The following is a 16,793-nucleotide window of genomic DNA, read 5'->3' as shown; positions in this document are numbered from 1 at the left end:
CTCAGACCGCCTTGCTGACGGTCACGCCCAGGCGGCGCAGGGCAAGCGCCAGGGCGTCAGCGAGGTTGGCCTTGGTGACGACGCCTTGCAGGTCGAGGCCCAGGTGCACGATGGTCTGGGCGATCTGAGGGCGCACGCCGCTGATGATGCAGTCGGCGCCCATCAGGCGAATGGCGGTGACGGTCTTGAGCAGGTGCTGGGCCACTAGGGTGTCGACGGTCGGCACGCCAGTGATGTCGATGATGGCGATTTCCGAGCCGGTATCGACGATGCGCTGCAGCAGGGATTCCATCACCACTTGGGTACGCTGCGAGTCGAGCGTGCCGATCATCGGCAGCGCCAACACGCCGTCCCAGAGCTTGACCACCGGGGTGGAGAGCTCGAGCAGTTCTTCCTGCTGACGCTTGATTACCGCTTCGCGGGATTTCTGGAAGGTGCGGATAGTGTGCAGGCCCAGCGCGTCCAGCAGATCGGAAACTTGCAGCAGTTGGCTGGCCAGGGACGCAGGGTCGGCTTCGTATTCACGTTGCAGCGCTTCGAACAGCGGGCCCTTGAGCGCGAAGATGAAGTTGGCGGTCTGGTGGGAATCATGGCCCAGCAGTGCACGGCTATTGGAAAGCTTCTCGAGGAACGAACGGGCCTCGTCCCAGTTGCTGCTGGCTACGTTCAGAGACTCACCATGCTCCAGGCCGCTGACCAGGGCGTGGAGGAAATCCCGGGTCTGCTGCTTGACCTCTTCTTCCTTGACGTTGCGCAGCGCACCACCGGCTTCTAGACCGGTCAGCCAGACGCTGGCAATCGCTGGTTGCTGTTTCTTGAAAGTGTCGACTGTACGGGCGTGCAGCGCAGCCATGGGTGAGCTCCTGGGCTTTCTGAATAGAGGTGGGCAACGTGGTGCGGAGTATCAAGCAAATTGACGGTGCCGTCGATTTGCACTTTTCAATTTGCCAAACGGTGCCTGATCACTTATTGGGCAATTGAGGATAGCGCCTAGAAATCGTTCCGTTGGCAGCCGATAAAATCCATCGCTGCAGGCATGCTAATCTCGCCAGCAGATACCTGGCGCGGCTACAACTCTGTTGCGCTGCATGCGTGAACCCGCCCCACCGGGGCGCTATAAAAAGGACACCCCATGAGCTGGTCTGCCAAGCAATATACGATGTTCGAACAGCAACGCACGCGCCCGGTCCGCGATCTGGTCGCAGCCATTGCCACCCAGCACGTGCGCCAGGCGGTAGACCTGGGCTGCGGCCCCGGCAATTCGACCGAGGTGCTGGCCCAGCGTTTCCCCGGCGCGCAGGTCAGTGGCCTGGACAGCTCCGCCGACATGCTCGGCGATGCGCGCAAGCGCTTGCCGGCGCTGACGTTCGAGCTGGCGGACATTGCCGATTGGACGGCGCACGAGCCAGTCGATGTGATTCTCGCCAACGCCTCGCTGCAATGGCTACCCGACCACGCCACGCTTTATCCTCGGCTGGTGGAGCAGTTGGCGCCAGGCGGCACTCTCGCGGTGCAGACTCCGGACAACCTCGAAGAACCCTCCCATCGCCTGGCGCGGCAAGTGGCCGCCGAAGGGCCATGGGCTAGCAAGATCGGCAGCGTCAAACACCCCGATCGCCATGCGCCCAGCTATTACTACCAACTGCTGGCCAGCCATTGCAGCAGCGTCGACGTCTGGCGCACGACCTACCTGCACCCCTTGGCCGGCGGCCATCAGGCCGTGGTGGATTGGTTCACGGGATCGGCGTTGCGCCCTTATCTGCAAAGGCTGGAGGAGGGCGAGCAGGTAGCTTTTCTCGAGGCCTACCTGACGCAGATCCAAGCCGCGTATCCAGCGCTGCCGGACGGTACGGTACTGTTGCCGTTCCCGCGGTTGTTTATCGTGGCGACGCGTTAAGTGCAGCGCGCGAGGGGTCGCAGTAGTGCTCCGAACGCATCGCGCCGGTGCACTTGAACGGGGATGCGCAGGTTAATGGCTGTTTTCGTCGGTCATGCGCGCCGCAATAAGGCGACTACGCAACTGGCGAAGATCGCTATAGCCTGTGGACGTATCATTAATTAGAATGTTTCTCATTCATATTCGATTGGTGCGCGTCCCCTCCATGAGCCACTCAGCTGCCGCCCTCGCTATTTTGTACCGCGACCACCACAGCTGGCTCGAAGGCTGGCTGCGGCGCCGGCTCGACAACCGCTGGGATGCCGCCGACCTCAGCCACGATACGTTCCTGCGCCTGCACGCCAGCGACCAGCCGCTCCACGAACTGCGCGAGCCACGCGCCTATCTGCTGACGCTGGGCAAACGTCTGCTGATCAACTTCTACCAACGGCGCAGCCTCGAGCGGGCCTATCTGGATGCCTTGGCCTTGCTGCCTGAGACCTGTGCGCCGTCGCCGGAGCAGCGCTGGCTCCTGCTCGAAGCGCTGCAAGCCCTGGATGCCTTGCTCGACGGTCTGCCTGGCGCCGTCCGCCGGGCGTTTCTGCTGGCGCAGCTCGAGGGCCTCAGTTACCGCGACATCGCCGCGCGACTGCGAGTCAGTGAGCGCACCATCAAACGCTACATGGCGCAGGCCTATGAGCACTGCCTGATGGCCGAGCTGTGAGTAGCCTCGCGCCCAGCACCGAGGCACGCCAGGTGGCCCGCGCCGCAGCGCAGTGGCTGGCATTGCTGGAATCGGGTGGGGCCAATGCGGGCGATCACGCGCGGTTGCAGCATTGGCGTGACAGCGACACCCGCCACGAACACGCCTGGCAAAAAGCCCAGCAATTGCGCGAGCGCTTCGCCGGATTGCCGCCGGCCCTGGCGTTGGCCAGCCTCGATCGGCCGGCGCTCGACCGCCGCCAACTGCTCAAGCGCACTTTGGCGGTGGCCGCTGTGGTGCCCAGCGCCTGGCTGGTAGCGCGGCAGATGCCGTGGGACAGCTGGACTGCCGATGTGCGCACCGCCACCGGCGAGCGGCGCTCCATTGCCTTGCTCGATGGCGCCAGCCTGCAGCTCAACACTGCCACGGCGGTCGATCTCGACCTCGCGGCGCGCTCGATCCGCCTCCTTGAAGGCGAAGTAGCGCTCAGCGTCCCGGGCCCGCAGACCAACACCGTGCTCACCTCGGCCGGTCAGGTGCGGGTCGGTCAGGGTGATATCTGCGTGCGCCAGCTGGCGCACGGCTGCGAGGTCGCGGTGGTGCGCGGCAGCGCGCAATTAATGCCCTTGCACGGCGCATCGATGCTGCTCCAGGCCGGTGAGCAAGTGCGCCTGCTGCCTCAGGGCGTCGGCCCGCTGAGCGCCTTCGATGGCCTGCAACTGGGCTGGCGCGACGGCGTGCTGACAGCCATGGACCAGCCACTCGGGGATTTCCTTGAGGAACTGAACCGCTATCGTCCCGGCGTACTACGCTGGTCACCGCCTGTCGCGGCGCTGCGGGTCACCGGCATCTTCCGGCTGGACGATACCGATCGCATCCTGCGTCTGCTCAGCGCCAGCCTGCCTATCGAGGTGCAATCGCGCACCCGCTATTGGGTCACGGTGCAGATGCGCAAACCGATGAGCTGATAGCGGTTAGCACCTGCACTGCGCGCTCGCTTGACTACCCGCCGGTCAGCGAACGGCGGTCCGATAATCGCACCGATTTCGCCGTAGATATTTTCCTCCGGCCTCAACTTGCGGCACGCTATGGGGCAAGACGACAAGCGCGCCCACCCGGCCGCCTGCCGTCGCTGCCGACACCCGCTCGGCTACGCTGATAACAAGAGCTGAAGACGTGGCCGAGTCTTGTTCATGGCCTGCGCCTCGATCCATTCATACTCCAGGAAAACCAGGAGCTCGCTTTGATCAATAAAACCTTTGAGTCCGTCGCTGCCGCGGTGGAAGGGATCGCCGACGGTTCGGTCATCATGGTGGGTGGCTTCGGCACCGCCGGGATGCCTTCGGAGCTGGTCGATGGCGTCATCGCCAGCGGCGCGCGCGACTTGACCATCATCAGCAACAATGCCGGCAACGGCGACCTGGGGCTGGCCGCGCTGCTCAAGGCCGGCAGCGTACGCAAGGTCATCTGCTCGTTCCCGCGCCAATCCGACTCCTATGTCTTCGACGAACTGTACCGTGCCGGCAAGGTAGAACTCGAAGTCGTGCCGCAGGGCAACCTGGCCGAGCGCATCCGCGCCGCCGGTTCGGGCATTGGTGCGTTCTTTTCGCCCACCGGCTTCGGCACCCTGCTGGCTGAAGGCAAGGAGACCCGCGTGATCGATGGTCGCAACTATGTGCTGGAAATGCCGTTGCACGCCGATGTGGCGCTGATCAAGGCCTACAAGGGCGACCGTTGGGGCAACCTGGTGTACCGCAAGGCAGCACGCAATTTCGGCCCGATCATGGCCATGGCGGCGAAGACCGCGATCGCCCAGGTCAACGAAATCGTCGAACTGGGTGAGCTGGATCCGGAGCACATCATCACTCCGGGCATCTTTGTCCAGCGTGTGGTAGCGGTGCAGAGCTACCCCACTTCTTCGTCCGCCAACGCTGTCTGAGGCCTGCCATGACTGTCACCAAGAAACTCTCGCGTAACGAAATGGCCCAGCGAGTGGCCGAAGACATCCTTGAAGGCGCCTACGTCAACCTCGGTATCGGTGTACCGACGCTGGTGGCCAACTACCTGGGCGACAAGGAAGTGTTCCTGCACAGTGAAAACGGCGTGCTGGGCATGGGCCCCAGCCCGGCCGAAGGGCAAGAGGACGACGACCTGATCAACGCCGGCAAACAGCACGTGACGCTGCTGACCGGAGGTGCGTTTTTCCACCACGCCGACTCGTTCTCGATGATGCGCGGCGGCCATATCGACATCGCCGTGCTGGGCGCTTTTCAGGTGTCGGTCAAAGGTGATCTGGCCAACTGGCACACCGGTGCCGAAGGCTCGATCCCGGCAGTGGGCGGGGCGATGGACCTGGCCACCGGCGCGCGCCAGGTGTTCGTGATGATGGACCACCTGACCAAGACCGGCGAAAGCAAGCTGGTGCCCGAGTGTACCTATCCCCTGACCGGAATCAGCTGCGTGAGTCGTATCTATACCGATCTGGCGATTCTGGACGTGACCTCGGATGGCCTGAAGGTGCGCGAGATCGTCGCGGATATCAGCTTTGAAGCGCTACAAGAACTCAGTGGCGTGCCGTTGATCAAGTAACCGCAAAAACGCCGCTGCGTGGGCCCGCATTACTCCCTATGGGACTGGGCTCGGTCCACGAAGCGGTCGCTGCGGTGTTGCGCGGCGGTCACAACCCCGCAAAAAAACGCTGCACCTGATCCGCCTTCAGCTCCGCCATCCCCCGATGACGCCACCTCGGCAGCTTGTCCTTGTCCACCAGCAGCGCGCGAATCCCTTCGACCAGGTCGCCGTGGTCAAACCACTGCTGGCCCAGGTGCTGCTCCATATCGAAGCAGCCCTCGATCGACAGCCCGCGCCCGCGGCGCAGCATCTCCAGGGTCACCGCCATCGCCAAAGGGGAGCGAGTTTCCATCAGCGAGGCGATGCCATCGGCCCATTTGTGGCTATTGGCAACCGTCACTTGATGCAGCTGCTCGATCATGCTGCCGACATTCGGCTGCGAAAAGAAGTGGTCGATGGCGGGCCGCAGACGATCCAGTGGCGCATCGGGCAGAGTTTGCACGCCGAGCTTGCTCAGCACGTTCTGCAGGTCCTTGAGCGGCATGTCGGACCAACTGATGCGGTCCAGTCGGTCCTCCAGCATTTCCAGTTGATGCTGCGGCAAGTACCAGTCGGCCAGCCCGCAGTACAAGGCGTCCGCAGCTTCGATCTGCACGCCGGTGACGCCCAGATAGATGCCCAGCTCGCCGCAGATACGCGGCAGGAAATAACTGGCGCCCACATCCGGGAAGTAGCCTATGGCGACCTCTGGCATGCCCAGCCGACTGCTGTCGGTGACGATGCGCAGATCGCACCCTTGGGCCAGGCCCATGCCACCCCCCAAGGTGTAGCCATGCATCACGCACAGCACCGGTTTGCGATAGTGATGCAGGGTCAGGTCGAGGGCGTATTCTTCCTGGAAAAAACTCACGTGCTGGGTGTCGCCCTGCAGGTGGCTGTCGTACAGCGCACGGATGTCGCCGCCAGCGCAGAACGCCTTGTCGCCTGAGCCCCGGAGCACCACCGCCTGAATATGACTATCGAGGGCCCATGCGTCGAGAATGCCCTGCAGACTGCGCACCATCGCCAACGTCAGGGTGTTGAGCCCCTGCGGCCGATTGAGCGTCAGATAGCCGATATGATTGCGCACCTCACTGGTCACTTGCGCGTCCAGCAGGCTGGGGGCATTACCCAGAAGCGATGAAACCGGTGCCGTCATGACTGACTCCCTGTTCGTTATTGGATGGCTGCGCGGTGGCTATCGATGCTAACAGGGTATTTTTGCCCCTATCAATCGGTAAACGTGCAGCGCGCCAAAGCGTTTATACCGTGTGCTCGGCCGGTATAAATCGGTAGACATGAGGGGCGCGGCGTTGGTTCGAAGAAATACGGTATGTTCGAGCACCTCCTCGCGGCTCGATCTGTTCGGCGGCGAAGAGGCCGGTGCGGCTATCGTCGAACCTCAGGCCAGACTATTGCCCTTGGCCTCGGCCAGGTAGGTACCGGCCGGCGGATTGCGCCCGAAGTAGCCGCTCACGCCGTCGAAGATCGCCGTGGCGACGCTCTGCCGGTGGCGCATGTCCATCAGCCGTTGGCAGTCGCGGGCATTGGAGATAAAGCCGGTCTCTACCAGAATCGAAGGGATGTCCGGCGATTTGAGCACCGCAAAGCCTGCCTGCTCGACGCGCTCGCCATGCACCCCGGCGACCTTGCCGACGCTGTCGAGCACGATGCCGCCCAGGTCGAGGCTGGCGCTGATGGTGGAGTTGAGCGACATGTCGAGGATCACGTTGGCGACCATCGGGTCCTTGTCCTTGAGATTGAGCAGCTGTTTGCTGCCGATCAGATCGGCGCTGTTCTCCTGGTCGGCCATCCAGCGCGCCATGGTCGAGGTAGCGCCGTGTTCCGACAACGCGAACACCGAAGCACCCGAGGCGGTGCGGCGTGGCGCGGCGTCGGCATGCACCGACACGAACATGTCGGCGTTGTATTTGCGGGCCACGTCGACGCGCTTGCGCAGCGGGATGAAGATATCGTCGTTGCGCACCAGGCGGGCCTTGTAGCCTTTCTGACGGTTGATGCGCGCGGCCAGCATCTGCGCGATCGACAGCGCTACGTGTTTTTCCTGCTCGCCGTTGGCCCCTAGCGCGCCGGGGTCCTTGCCGCCATGGCCGGCGTCGACCACCACGATGATGTCCCGCTGGCCGGGCCGGCGGTTGATCTCGGGCTGCGTGGTCTGCGCGACCACGGCTGGGGCGGCCGGCTCGGTCACGGCCGCGACGGTAGCCGGCGCGGACTTGGGCTTGAAGTCCAGCACCAGGCGGTGGCCCGCTTCGCCGGAAGGCGGCAGCACAAAGCTGCTGCTGTCCACCGGCTCGACGAACTCCAGCACCAGCCGCGTATCGCCGTTACCGCGGTCGCTGCTGCGGATGGCCTTGAGGGGCGCACCGACCAGCGAGGCATCGTTGAGCGCCTTGGCCAGGCGGGTGCCATGCAGATCGATGATCATCCGCGGCGGGGCATCCAGGTCGAAAGTTTGATAGCGCACGTCGCCGCTGAGGTCCAGCACCAGGCGCATCTTGCCGTCGTGTCGCCAGCCGCGGGCCGCCAACACGGTTTGCGCGGCCTGGGCAAGAAAAGGAGCGGGCAGGGTGACACCCGCAAGCAGGAAAGTCAGCAATCGGCGCCGGTGCATGGAGAAACCTTCCATAAGCATTATTTCGAGCTTTGAATATTAGCGGTAACAAAGAGTTAAGAGACAAAGCTGAGAGAAATTTCATGTTGCGGGGTTAAAGGCGGTTTGTTGCGCGGCTGAGGGCGAAAACTTCAGGTAGCGAGGGGGCGCTATGGTGCCCGGCGCAGGGGCCGGGCACCCTTGACTACATCGTCTGCGCGGCATTGACCCCCGCCGCCGAGAGCTTGATGGGATAGTTGACCGTTGGCGCGCCGCTTTCCTTAGCGCTGACATGCCCGTGCTGGATCAGACCGCGGTTCTGCAGGGCGTCGAGGGTTTCGAACACCGCCGTCTCGCCGCGATAATTGTCGAGGATCTCCTTGCCCAGGCCTTGTGGATGAGCGTGCAGGAGTCGAGTGAGCACTTCTTTCTCAAGCTCTTTATCAATGGTCATGTCTACCTCTGATGCAGTGATTGAATACATGCAATGCCTGCCAGCGCCGTGTGCCATCAAGCAGCGGCGACTGCAGGTTGCATGACAGCTGTGACTGGCTGGCGGCGCGAGGATTCCATCGGTCTGCTCGACGGTTCCCCCATGACCACTCATCCCATTGCCGGGCACCCTGACGATTCGGCTGGCTCCAAAGCGAACAGGCCCGATACGTGCGGCCGGCAAGCGAGGTGTGTATGGACATCAATCCCCACTACAAAAGCGGTATCCAGTCAGCCGATTCGGCAGTGCCGCTGGCAGACGACCTGTACCCGGTGATCGGTCCGGCAGACAGCGCCGAGCGTACCGGCGAGAAGCAGCCGATCAGCAGCGAAGCGGTGCGGGTGTTGCGTATCGACTACCTGCTCAAGCACGAGCCCCATCACCACGACGTGCAATGGGAGGCGACCTCGATGACCACAGCGGAGGCGGCCTTGCATCTGTTGATGCTGCATTTTGGTGACGGCGAGAACAGCCTGTTGATGCCCAACGCCGAAGCCAGCGCCGAGCAGGTGCTGGCCCAGGCTGCGGTGATGGGCATCACCGATGTGCGCGTCCACGCGTTGTAAGGTCACCCTTGTAGCGCGGGGCCTTGCCCCCGAAGTCGGCACTCCTGCCGGCGCCATCGGGGCAAGCGCCCTCGCGACACAGTGGGTCAGGGAATCAACCGCGCCTCACGCAACTGAGTGAAGACATCGAAGAAGGCATCATCGGTGGCCTGGTAATCCAGAAAGCCCAGCTTGCGGCTCTTGGACATGTCAGTGACCACTTCGATCGGCCGGCCGAGGTCGGCGTCGGTGTGCCAAGGCGAGATCAAACGAGTGATATCCGCTTCCTGCAGTCCGTACTGGCTGGCCATGGTCTTCCACACCTCGGCGTCGTTGGCCATCTGCTGCTCCAACGGTTGGGTTTCGCTAGGCAGGGCCGCCGGGTGAATATCGAACCACTGCGCGATCCGGCCCCACATCCATTGCCAGCGGAACACGTCGCCGTTGACGATGTTGAAGGCCTGATTGGCGGCGGCCGGAGTCGTTGCCGCCCATAGCAGTTGCCGGGCGAGCTGCCGGGCATCGGCCATGTCGGTCAGGCTGTTCCACTGCGCTGCAGATCCGGGGAACACGAACGGCCGGCCGGTGTGCTTGCAGATCGAGGCATGCACGGCCAGCGTCGTGGCCATGTTCATGGCATTGCCTACCGCCACGCCGATGATGGTGTGGGGCCGATGCACGCTCCAGGTAAAACCGTCACGCGCGGCCGCGGCGAAGACTTCGTCCTCCTGGGCGTAGTAGAAATTCTCGACGTCGAGGCGGCCCTGTTCTTCGCGAAACGGCGTCTGCGGCAGGGCGCCTTTGCCGTAGGCCTCGAACGGGCCAAGGTAGTGCTTGAGACCGGTCACCAGCGCTACGTGGCGCACCGAGCCGTCCACCGCCAGGGCGTCCAGCACATTGCGTATGTGAGCGGCGTTGACGCGGATATTCTCGGCTTCGGTAGCCTGGCGCGACCAGGTCGCCAGGTACACGTAAGTCGGCGCCAGGCCCTTGAGTGCGGATTTGAGGGCTTCGGGATCGTTGAGGTCGGCGACCACCGGGGTCACACCTTGCTGCTCGGTGGGCGTGCGCGAAAGCCCGGCCACCTGCCAGCCGCGATCGAGCAACAAACGGGAAATGGCGCTGCCGACGATGCCGGTGACGCCGACGACCAATGCTGATTCAGACATACACAAAACCTCCGTGGCGACGAGGGTGGCCGTTGCAGGCCCACCGCGCCGCGGGGTGCAAAAAAAGGGGATAAAGCTTACAGGCCCATTTCGATGGTTTCTGGATCAGGCCCCAGGCGGCCGGTCTGGCGAATACCGTCGATGGCCTTGAGCTCTTCGCTGCTGAGCTCGAAATCGAACACGTCGATATTGGCCGCGATGCGCTCGGCATTCGACGACCGCGGGATTACCACATGGCCATGCTGCAAGTGCCAGCGCAGAACAACGTGGGCGGGTGTCTTGCCGTGGCGCTTGGCGATGTCGGCGAACAGCGGCAGCTTGAGCAGCTCGCCGCCTTGACCCAACGGGCTCCAGGATTCACTGACGATGCCCTTGGCGCGGCACCAGGCGTGCAGGTCGGTCTGGGCGAAGTCGGGGTGAGTCTCGATCTGGTTCACCGAGGGCGTGACGCCAGTGTCTTCGATGATGTGTTCCAGGTGATCGACATTGAAGTTGGACACGCCGATCGAGCGTACGCGGCCTTCTTCCTGCAGCCGCACAAAGGCCTTCCAGGTGTCGCGGTAGGTGCCTTTTTTCGGGATGGCCCAGTGGACCAGGTACAGGTCCAGGGTCTCGAGGCCCAGGCGCTCAAGGCTGGCGTCGAAGGCGCGCAGGGTGTTGTCGTAGCCCTGATCCTCGTTCCACAGCTTGGTGGTGATAAAGATCTGCTCGCGGGGCAGGCCGCTTTCAGCCACCGCGCGGCCGACGCCGGCTTCGTTGCCGTAGATTTTCGCGGTGTCGATGTGCCGATAACCCGCCTTGAGCGCGGCGGTGGACGACGCATAAGCCTGATCGTCGTCGAGCTGCCAGACGCCAAGGCCGAGCTGGGGGATCTTCACGCCGTCGTTGAGGGTAATCAGGGGGGCGGATGCCATGGGAGTCTCCTCGATGAATAAAGGGTGCCCAGTGTTCGAGGGGGCTGACACGATAAAGTTGCGAAAAGCTCGACGCAGAGGCTCGGCGTTTGTCACGGGAATGGCCGCTATGAATAAACTACACTGGCTCGCCTTAATCCCCGCTGGCAAACCGATAGCCATTGCGCCCCCGACGCTTGGCTTCGTACATCGCGTTATCGGCCTGGGTGAGCAAGGATGCCGCGGCAACGCCCCCGGTTGGAGGGCTCAGGGCGATGCCCAGGCTGGTGCCGATCTTCACGGCGCCCAGGCTCAACGCGAAAGGTGTCGCGATTGCCTCGCACAGGTTTTCGGCGATGCGCCCGGCAATCTCCGGATTCGGCACCCCGTGGGCCACCACCACGAACTCGTCGCCCGCCAGACGGCAGACGAAATCGCCTTTACGCACCGTCTGCTCGAGGCGCGTGGCGACCTGCTTGAGCAGCTCGTCACCGGCGTCGTGGCCGTGCTGGTCGTTAACCGCCTTGAAGCCATCGAGATCGAGAAAGAACAGCGCGAACGGTTCGGGCGAACGGACAGCGTTGCCGATCGCGTGCTCCAGGTGCTCATGCAAGGCACGTCGATTGGGCAGTTCAGTGAGCGGGTCGAGCATGGCCTTGTCGCGCAGGTTGCGCTCCACGCGCGTGCGGTCGGTGACGTCCTGCGACATCACGTAAAAGCCCACCACTTCACCGTTGCGCACATCTGGCACGTAGGTCGCGGTCCAGATTCGACCCTGCTCAAGGTTGTAGATAAGGCCGTCATGGACCACCCGCTCGCCGGCCAGGGCGCGCTGGAAGTTCGGCAGCAGCTCGCTGAACAGTTCCGGATCCAGCACCTCCTTGACGTACTTGCCACGCAGCGTCGCCGGATCGATACCGAATACCTGGCGATACACGCCGTTGTTGAACAGGTAGCGCAGGTCGCGGTCGACGTGGGCGATCAGGATCGGCATGTTATCGGCGATCGCCTGGAGGGTTTCGCGGCTGGCGGTGAGTTCGCGGGTGCGCTCGACAACCTTGCTTTCCAGCTCCTCCTGGTAGTTGTGCAGGACTTCTTCGCCACGTTTGCGATCGGTGATGTCGAGGATGACCGCGATGAAGTGGTCAGGCTCGCCTTGCTCGGTACGCACCAGCGAGACGTTGATCTCGACCCAGACCAGTGAGCCATCACGGCGGATATAGCGCTTTTCCATGGCATAGGTGGTGTTTCGGCCGAACAATAGATCGGCCACGTGAAGCAGGTCTTTTTCGAGGTCGTCCGGGTGGGTGATTGCGGCGAAGGTGAGCTTGAGCAGCTCGTCTTCCGAGTAACCAGTGATGGCGCACAGCTTGGGGTTGACTGCATTGAAGCGCCCCTGCAGATCGACGATCGCCTTGCCGCTGGGCGTCTGCTGGAACACCAGGGCGAAGCGCGCCTCGCTGAGCACCTTGGCCTGGCGGTCGCCCTCCCAGGCCGCGCGCATATCCAGGGCTGCGCTGCGGTGCAACAGGTCGCGTTCCACCACCCTGGCCAGGTCCTTGAACGCGGCCAGGGCCTTGGCCGTCAGGTCGCGAGGGCGGGTGTCGATCGCACACAAGGTGCCCAGCACCAGGCCGTCGTCACTGCGCAGCGGTACCCCGGCATAAAAGCGGATATGCGGGGAACCGACCACCAGCGGGTTGTCGCTGAAGCGCGGGTCCTGGGTGGCGTCTTTGATCAGCAGGATGTCCTGGACATGCAGGGCGTGGGCGCAGAACGCCACGTCCCGCGAGGTTTCGCACACCTTCAGGCCGATCTTGGACTTGAACCACTGGCGATTCTCGTCCACCAGCGACACCAATGTGATGGGCACCTGCAGCAGTTCGGCGCAAACCCGGGTAATGCGATCGAAGTCTTCTTCCGGCGGCGTATCCAGCACCCCGAGGCTGCGCAGCAGGCGCAAGCGGGCTTCTTCATTGGTCGGATGGGGCGCGATCAACATGTTCGGTCTCGGCGGCGATGCCAGTGGTTTTTGGCGGTTATCTACAAGGTATCGGAAAGTACTCCGCAAGCTGAAGGCCCTGCGGGAAATTGCCGGAAAATACGTTGCAACCGCTGCCACGTGAGTGCCATTGGTCGGGAACTGGCGCAGCCGACTGAATTATTTTTCATCTACCTTGACGGGTTTCAGCCAAAAGCTTGGCGGTACCGCTGCCTGCAAAGGCGCGGCGGGATTGAGTTGGCTTTTCAAGCCCGGAATAGGCCCTTGATAGCGCAATAATGGCCCTTACAGGATTCGCCAAATTAACGGCGTCATCTTTATGGCCGTACCGTTTCAGCTCCAGTCAGGAGCGCCGATAACAGCATTGACCAAGCGGTGGGCACCTCAGCCTGACCGTGCAACGGCTAATCGCGCCCCCTTTGGAGTCAAGCATGATCACTCTCGATACCTGGAACCTGAGCATCCCCGTCGGCACCCCCTCGGTGACCATCAATACCCCGCAGCTGGTCAGTGGTTACACCGACGGTTACTTCAAGTCGGGCGACACGTTGTTCTTCTGGGCACCGGTGACCGGCAGCAAGACCGCCAACGCTGTGTACCCACGTACCGAACTGCGTGAAACCAAAGCCGATGGCAGCGTCAACAACTGGCAATACGGCGCCGCCGACAACATGCTGCGCGCTGCGGTAGCCGTCAATCAGGTGCCTTCGACCGGCAAGATCGTCATCGGCCAGATCCACTGCTTCGGCAGCACCGAGCCGATGCTCAAACTTGAATACCAGTACAAGGATGCCAAGCGCCTGGGCAACCTGGTGGTCAAGTACCGTGTCACCCCAGACGCGGAGCCTGAAGTGATTACCGTCGCGCAGATGGTGCCGATGAACCAGCGCTTCACCTACACCATCCACCTGACGCCTGCGGGCAACCTGACGGTCAACGCCTTCAATTACCAGTGGAGCACCAAGGTCGATAGCACCTGGGCACCCAAAGCCCTGTATTTCAAGGCCGGCGTGTATACCCAGGACAACACCGGCTACGCCACTGAAGGCGGCGCGGCGACGTTCTACAAATTGACTGCAGAGCACGCCAAGAAGAGCTGATGCCACCCCATGTAGCGAGGGGGCTTGCCCCCGATTGGCCGAGCCGGTGCAGCAAGGGCTGACTGATCGGTTTTTTCGGGGGCAAGCGCCCTCGCTACAGTTGCTGGCAGGGGATACGCTCCGATCGGGTTATCATGCCCGAGCCTGACTTGACCCCGGAGCCGTCCCCCTGATGTACAGCCTCAACCATTACCGCACCACCCCGGCCGAACCGATAAAAAGCCAGATCCTGCAGTTGGTGGTCGACAACCTCACCGACATCAGCAGCGTCGCCATCGCGCCAAGCAACCCGCTGTACAACCTTTATCAATACGGTGTGGGCTTCGAGGTCCACCTGTACCTCGACGGCATGGATGGCGCCAAGGGCATCCCCGCCGAGCTGATCACCGCCTGCGACCCCGACGACCCGGACACCGTGCTCGGCTTCGCCCTGTACCTGCCGGTCAAGGACGACGCCGATGCCTGCGCGCTGGCCTACCTGGCCGTGAGCAAGGGCCATCGCCGCCGCGGTATCGCGCGCCGCCTGCTCGCGGCCATGACCGCCCGCTATCCCCATGCCGAACTGGCCTGCCATCCGGGCAAAGTCCTGACGTTTGAAGCATTGGGCTTCGAGGTGCTCGGCGCGCGCGGCCCGCAAGTGCTGATGAACACCCGCGACCACGCGACCCACGGGCTGATCCCGCAGCTGGACATCGCGCCGATCTACCGCAGCGTCGAGGTCCAGCAGATTCATGCCTACCTGCTCAAGCAGCACGGCAAGCGCGCCATGGCCGATGCCGAGAAGCAACGCAACCGGCATTTGGACCAGCTGACGCGGCAGGCGGTGTTGTGCGTGCAGCAACGGTCTGCGCAGTAGCGAGGGGGCTTGTTCCGACAATCGTTCGGGGGAATTGCGCTGTCCTGGCGGGCCAATGTGGGGTATGCGGGCTCGGTACAGTGCGTGCTAGACGCCTCTTGACCATTCGTCGGCGTCAAGTAACGTTTTCGACATGATTTGATACAAAACGTTGACGCCAGAATTGTGGCTCACTAATATCGCCGCCGTGATATTAAAGAGCCACTCAAGGACGTCTCGTGGATTTTGCCTCTGCCAGGATTGCATTGCTGCTTGTGCTGTCCGCTGCCCCCTTTACCGTCGATGCCGCGCCCACCCCTGGCGACCAGGACCTGATCCGCGACCGTCAGGACCGTCTGCTGCAAGATCAACAGCGGCGCCTCGAAGAGCTGCGTGACCTGCCCGGTAAAACCACCGCCCCGGTCGCCCCCGCAGCACCGGCCAGCAGCCGCTGCTTCACCATCCAAAGCATCGAACTCAAGGGCGCCGACGCGCTGTCTGCCGGTGAGCGCGAGACGCTCACCAAGCCCTACATCGGCCAGTGCCTGGGCGTCGCCCAGCTCAACGAGCTGCTCAAGGTCATTACCAACCTGTACATCGACAAAGGCCTGGTCACCTCCCGCGCCTACCTGCCGCAGCAGGACCTCGCCACCGGGCACCTGCAAGTCCTGATCGTCGAAGGCAAGCTCGAACACCTGCGCAGCGAGGCGGGCAGTGGCCTGTCGCCGCGCGAGCTGACCATGGCGTTCCCCGGCCACGAGGGCCAACGCCTCAATCTGCGCGAAGTCGAACAACTGCTGGATCAGGTCAACCGCTTGCCCTCCAACCAGGCGCAGATGGAGCTGGCGCCCGGCACCGAGGTCGGCGGCAGCGACGTACTGGTCAAAAACACCGAGCAAAAGCCCTGGCGCGCCAACCTGTCACGCAACAACGACGGCCAGAAGAGCACCGGCGAGCAGCAGTGGAACACCGGTTTCGAATGGGACAGCCCCTTGGGGCTGATGGATCAGCTGGCCCTGCGTGGCGGCCACGATGCGGTCAGCGATCATCAGCAACTGTCGAAAAACGCCATGCTCAACTACAGCCTGCCGCTGGGCTGGTGGACCTTCAACTACAGCTACAGCCAGAGCGACTACCGCTCCGTTGCGCAAGCCAACGGCTACTCGTTCGAGCAAAGCGGGGACAGCGAAACTCACACCCTGCATGCCGAACGGGTGATCCATCGCGACGCGGTGAGCAAGACCTCCCTGAGTGTCGGCTTCTCCCACATGCGCACCCGCAATTACGTCGAAGACAGCCTGCTCAGCGGCAGCAGCCCCAGCCTCAGCGAAGTGCAGTACGGTTTCAACCACGGCCGGCGCATCGGCTCGGCCTTCGTCAACCTCGACCTCGGCATGCAGCAAGGCGTCGGCGGCTTCGGCGCACAGAGCGAGGATCATTCCGGCCCCGGCGCGCCCGATTCGCGCTACCGCAAATACACTGGCACCCTCAGCTACCTGCAGCCGTTCACCCTCTGGGGCGAGCGCCTCAGCTTCAGCAGCCTGGCCACCGGGCAGCGCAGCGAAGACGTGCTGTTCAGTGCCCAGCGCACCAGCCTCGGCGGCTCGTCCTCGGTGCGCGGCTACAAGGATCAATTCCTCAGTGGCGACAGCGGCGGTTACTGGCGCAACGACCTGCGCCTGACCCGCCCGGTCAACCTCGACTGGCTGCGCCCGGCCTTCAGCGAATACGGCGCCTCCATCGGCTACGACCAGGGCGTGATCCGCCACGACCGCTACAACGGCGACCAGCATGGGCGCCTGTCGAGCAACGCCTTCGAGCTGTTCGCGCGCGGCCAGCACGTTGCCGTCAGCGCGACCTACGCCCACTCCCTGGAACGCCCTGCGGGACTGATCGAGCGCGAATCGCCGATCTACTTTCGCCTCGATTTCTTCCTTTAACGCTGTTCGGAAA

The 16,793-nt window shown here is 63.1% G+C and carries 16 protein-coding genes; 9 read left to right on the top strand and 7 right to left on the bottom strand.

From position 1 onward, the window contains the following. Position 1 precedes the first annotated feature (1 nt). Positions 2-853 (bottom strand): STAS domain-containing protein, encoded by an 852-nt coding sequence (locus LIX93_RS13130; RefSeq protein WP_226504490.1) that lies wholly within the window; start codon positions 851-853, stop codon positions 2-4. Positions 854-1,132: 279 nt separating this feature from the next. Here LIX93_RS13130 and tam point away from each other — a divergent pair, with 279 nt between their 5' ends. The 5 genes from tam (at position 1,133) to LIX93_RS13105 (ending at position 5,168) form a co-directional block, all read left to right on the top strand. Continuing rightward, entirely contained in the window at positions 1,133-1,897 is a 765-nt protein-coding gene (gene tam / locus LIX93_RS13125; protein WP_226504489.1) for a trans-aconitate 2-methyltransferase, read from the top strand. Between the two features lie 205 nt (positions 1,898-2,102). Next, entirely contained in the window at positions 2,103-2,600 is a 498-nt protein-coding gene (locus LIX93_RS13120; protein WP_226504488.1) for a sigma-70 family RNA polymerase sigma factor, read from the top strand. Beyond that, positions 2,597-3,547, top strand: coding sequence for a FecR domain-containing protein (locus LIX93_RS13115; RefSeq protein ID WP_226504487.1), 951 nt, complete (start codon positions 2,597-2,599; stop codon positions 3,545-3,547). The genes LIX93_RS13120 and LIX93_RS13115 overlap by 4 nt, the downstream gene beginning before the upstream one ends. 275 nt (positions 3,548-3,822) lie before the next feature. Beyond that, positions 3,823-4,518 carry a 3-oxoacid CoA-transferase subunit A gene (locus LIX93_RS13110; RefSeq protein ID WP_226504486.1) on the top strand — a complete coding sequence of 232 codons (696 nt, stop codon included), beginning with the start codon at positions 3,823-3,825 and terminating at the stop codon, positions 4,516-4,518. Between the two features lie 8 nt (positions 4,519-4,526). Then, positions 4,527-5,168 (top strand): 3-oxoacid CoA-transferase subunit B, encoded by a 642-nt coding sequence (locus tag LIX93_RS13105; protein ID WP_226504485.1) that lies wholly within the window; start codon positions 4,527-4,529, stop codon positions 5,166-5,168. Positions 5,169-5,256: 88 nt separating this feature from the next. Here LIX93_RS13105 and LIX93_RS13100 read toward each other — a convergent pair whose 3' ends face one another. From LIX93_RS13100 to LIX93_RS13090, 3 genes are all read right to left on the bottom strand, one after another. Next, on the bottom strand, positions 5,257-6,348 hold the full coding sequence (locus tag LIX93_RS13100) for an enoyl-CoA hydratase/isomerase family protein (RefSeq protein ID WP_226504484.1): 1,092 nt from the start codon (positions 6,346-6,348) through the stop codon (positions 5,257-5,259). A 243-nt stretch (positions 6,349-6,591) separates the two neighbouring features. Beyond that, positions 6,592-7,824: an N-acetylmuramoyl-L-alanine amidase gene (locus tag LIX93_RS13095; RefSeq protein ID WP_226504483.1), complete on the bottom strand. Its 1,233-nt coding sequence runs from the start codon at positions 7,822-7,824 to the stop codon at positions 6,592-6,594. Positions 7,825-8,008: 184 nt separating this feature from the next. Continuing rightward, complete coding sequence (locus LIX93_RS13090; RefSeq protein WP_226504482.1) at positions 8,009-8,257, bottom strand: hypothetical protein; 249 nt, start codon at positions 8,255-8,257, stop codon at positions 8,009-8,011. Between the two features lie 233 nt (positions 8,258-8,490). Here LIX93_RS13090 and LIX93_RS29725 point away from each other — a divergent pair, with 233 nt between their 5' ends. Beyond that, positions 8,491-8,862 carry a hypothetical protein gene (locus tag LIX93_RS29725; RefSeq protein ID WP_226504909.1) on the top strand — a complete coding sequence of 124 codons (372 nt, stop codon included), beginning with the start codon at positions 8,491-8,493 and terminating at the stop codon, positions 8,860-8,862. Positions 8,863-8,948: 86 nt separating this feature from the next. On the opposite strand, the gene LIX93_RS13080 is transcribed toward LIX93_RS29725, so the two are convergent. The 3 genes from LIX93_RS13080 to LIX93_RS13070 all read right to left on the bottom strand — a co-directional run bounded on the left by LIX93_RS13080 (position 8,949) and on the right by LIX93_RS13070 (position 12,905). Continuing rightward, a complete protein-coding gene (locus tag LIX93_RS13080; protein WP_226504481.1) occupies positions 8,949-10,010 on the bottom strand; it encodes an SDR family oxidoreductase in 1,062 nt (353 codons plus the stop codon). A gap of 77 nt (positions 10,011-10,087) precedes the next feature. Then, a complete protein-coding gene (locus LIX93_RS13075) occupies positions 10,088-10,924 on the bottom strand; it encodes an aldo/keto reductase (protein ID WP_226504480.1) in 837 nt (278 codons plus the stop codon). A 133-nt stretch (positions 10,925-11,057) separates the two neighbouring features. After that, complete coding sequence (locus LIX93_RS13070) at positions 11,058-12,905, bottom strand: diguanylate cyclase (RefSeq protein ID WP_226504479.1); 1,848 nt, start codon at positions 12,903-12,905, stop codon at positions 11,058-11,060. A 431-nt stretch (positions 12,906-13,336) separates the two neighbouring features. Between LIX93_RS13070 and LIX93_RS13065 the strand changes: the two genes are divergently transcribed. From LIX93_RS13065 to LIX93_RS13055, 3 genes are all read left to right on the top strand, one after another. Then, positions 13,337-14,005, top strand: coding sequence for a polysaccharide lyase family 7 protein (locus LIX93_RS13065; protein WP_226504478.1), 669 nt, complete (start codon positions 13,337-13,339; stop codon positions 14,003-14,005). Between the two features lie 172 nt (positions 14,006-14,177). Further along, positions 14,178-14,861: a GNAT family N-acetyltransferase gene (locus LIX93_RS13060; protein ID WP_226504477.1), complete on the top strand. Its 684-nt coding sequence runs from the start codon at positions 14,178-14,180 to the stop codon at positions 14,859-14,861. Between the two features lie 218 nt (positions 14,862-15,079). Beyond that, entirely contained in the window at positions 15,080-16,780 is a 1,701-nt protein-coding gene (locus LIX93_RS13055; RefSeq protein WP_226504476.1) for a ShlB/FhaC/HecB family hemolysin secretion/activation protein, read from the top strand. Positions 16,781-16,793 lie beyond the last annotated feature (13 nt).

The sequence above is a fragment of the Pseudomonas sp. MWU16-30317 genome (genome assembly GCF_020515695.1).
Taxonomy (GTDB): domain Bacteria; phylum Pseudomonadota; class Gammaproteobacteria; order Pseudomonadales; family Pseudomonadaceae; genus Aquipseudomonas.
This window is presented reverse-complemented; position numbering and strand designations above follow the sequence as displayed.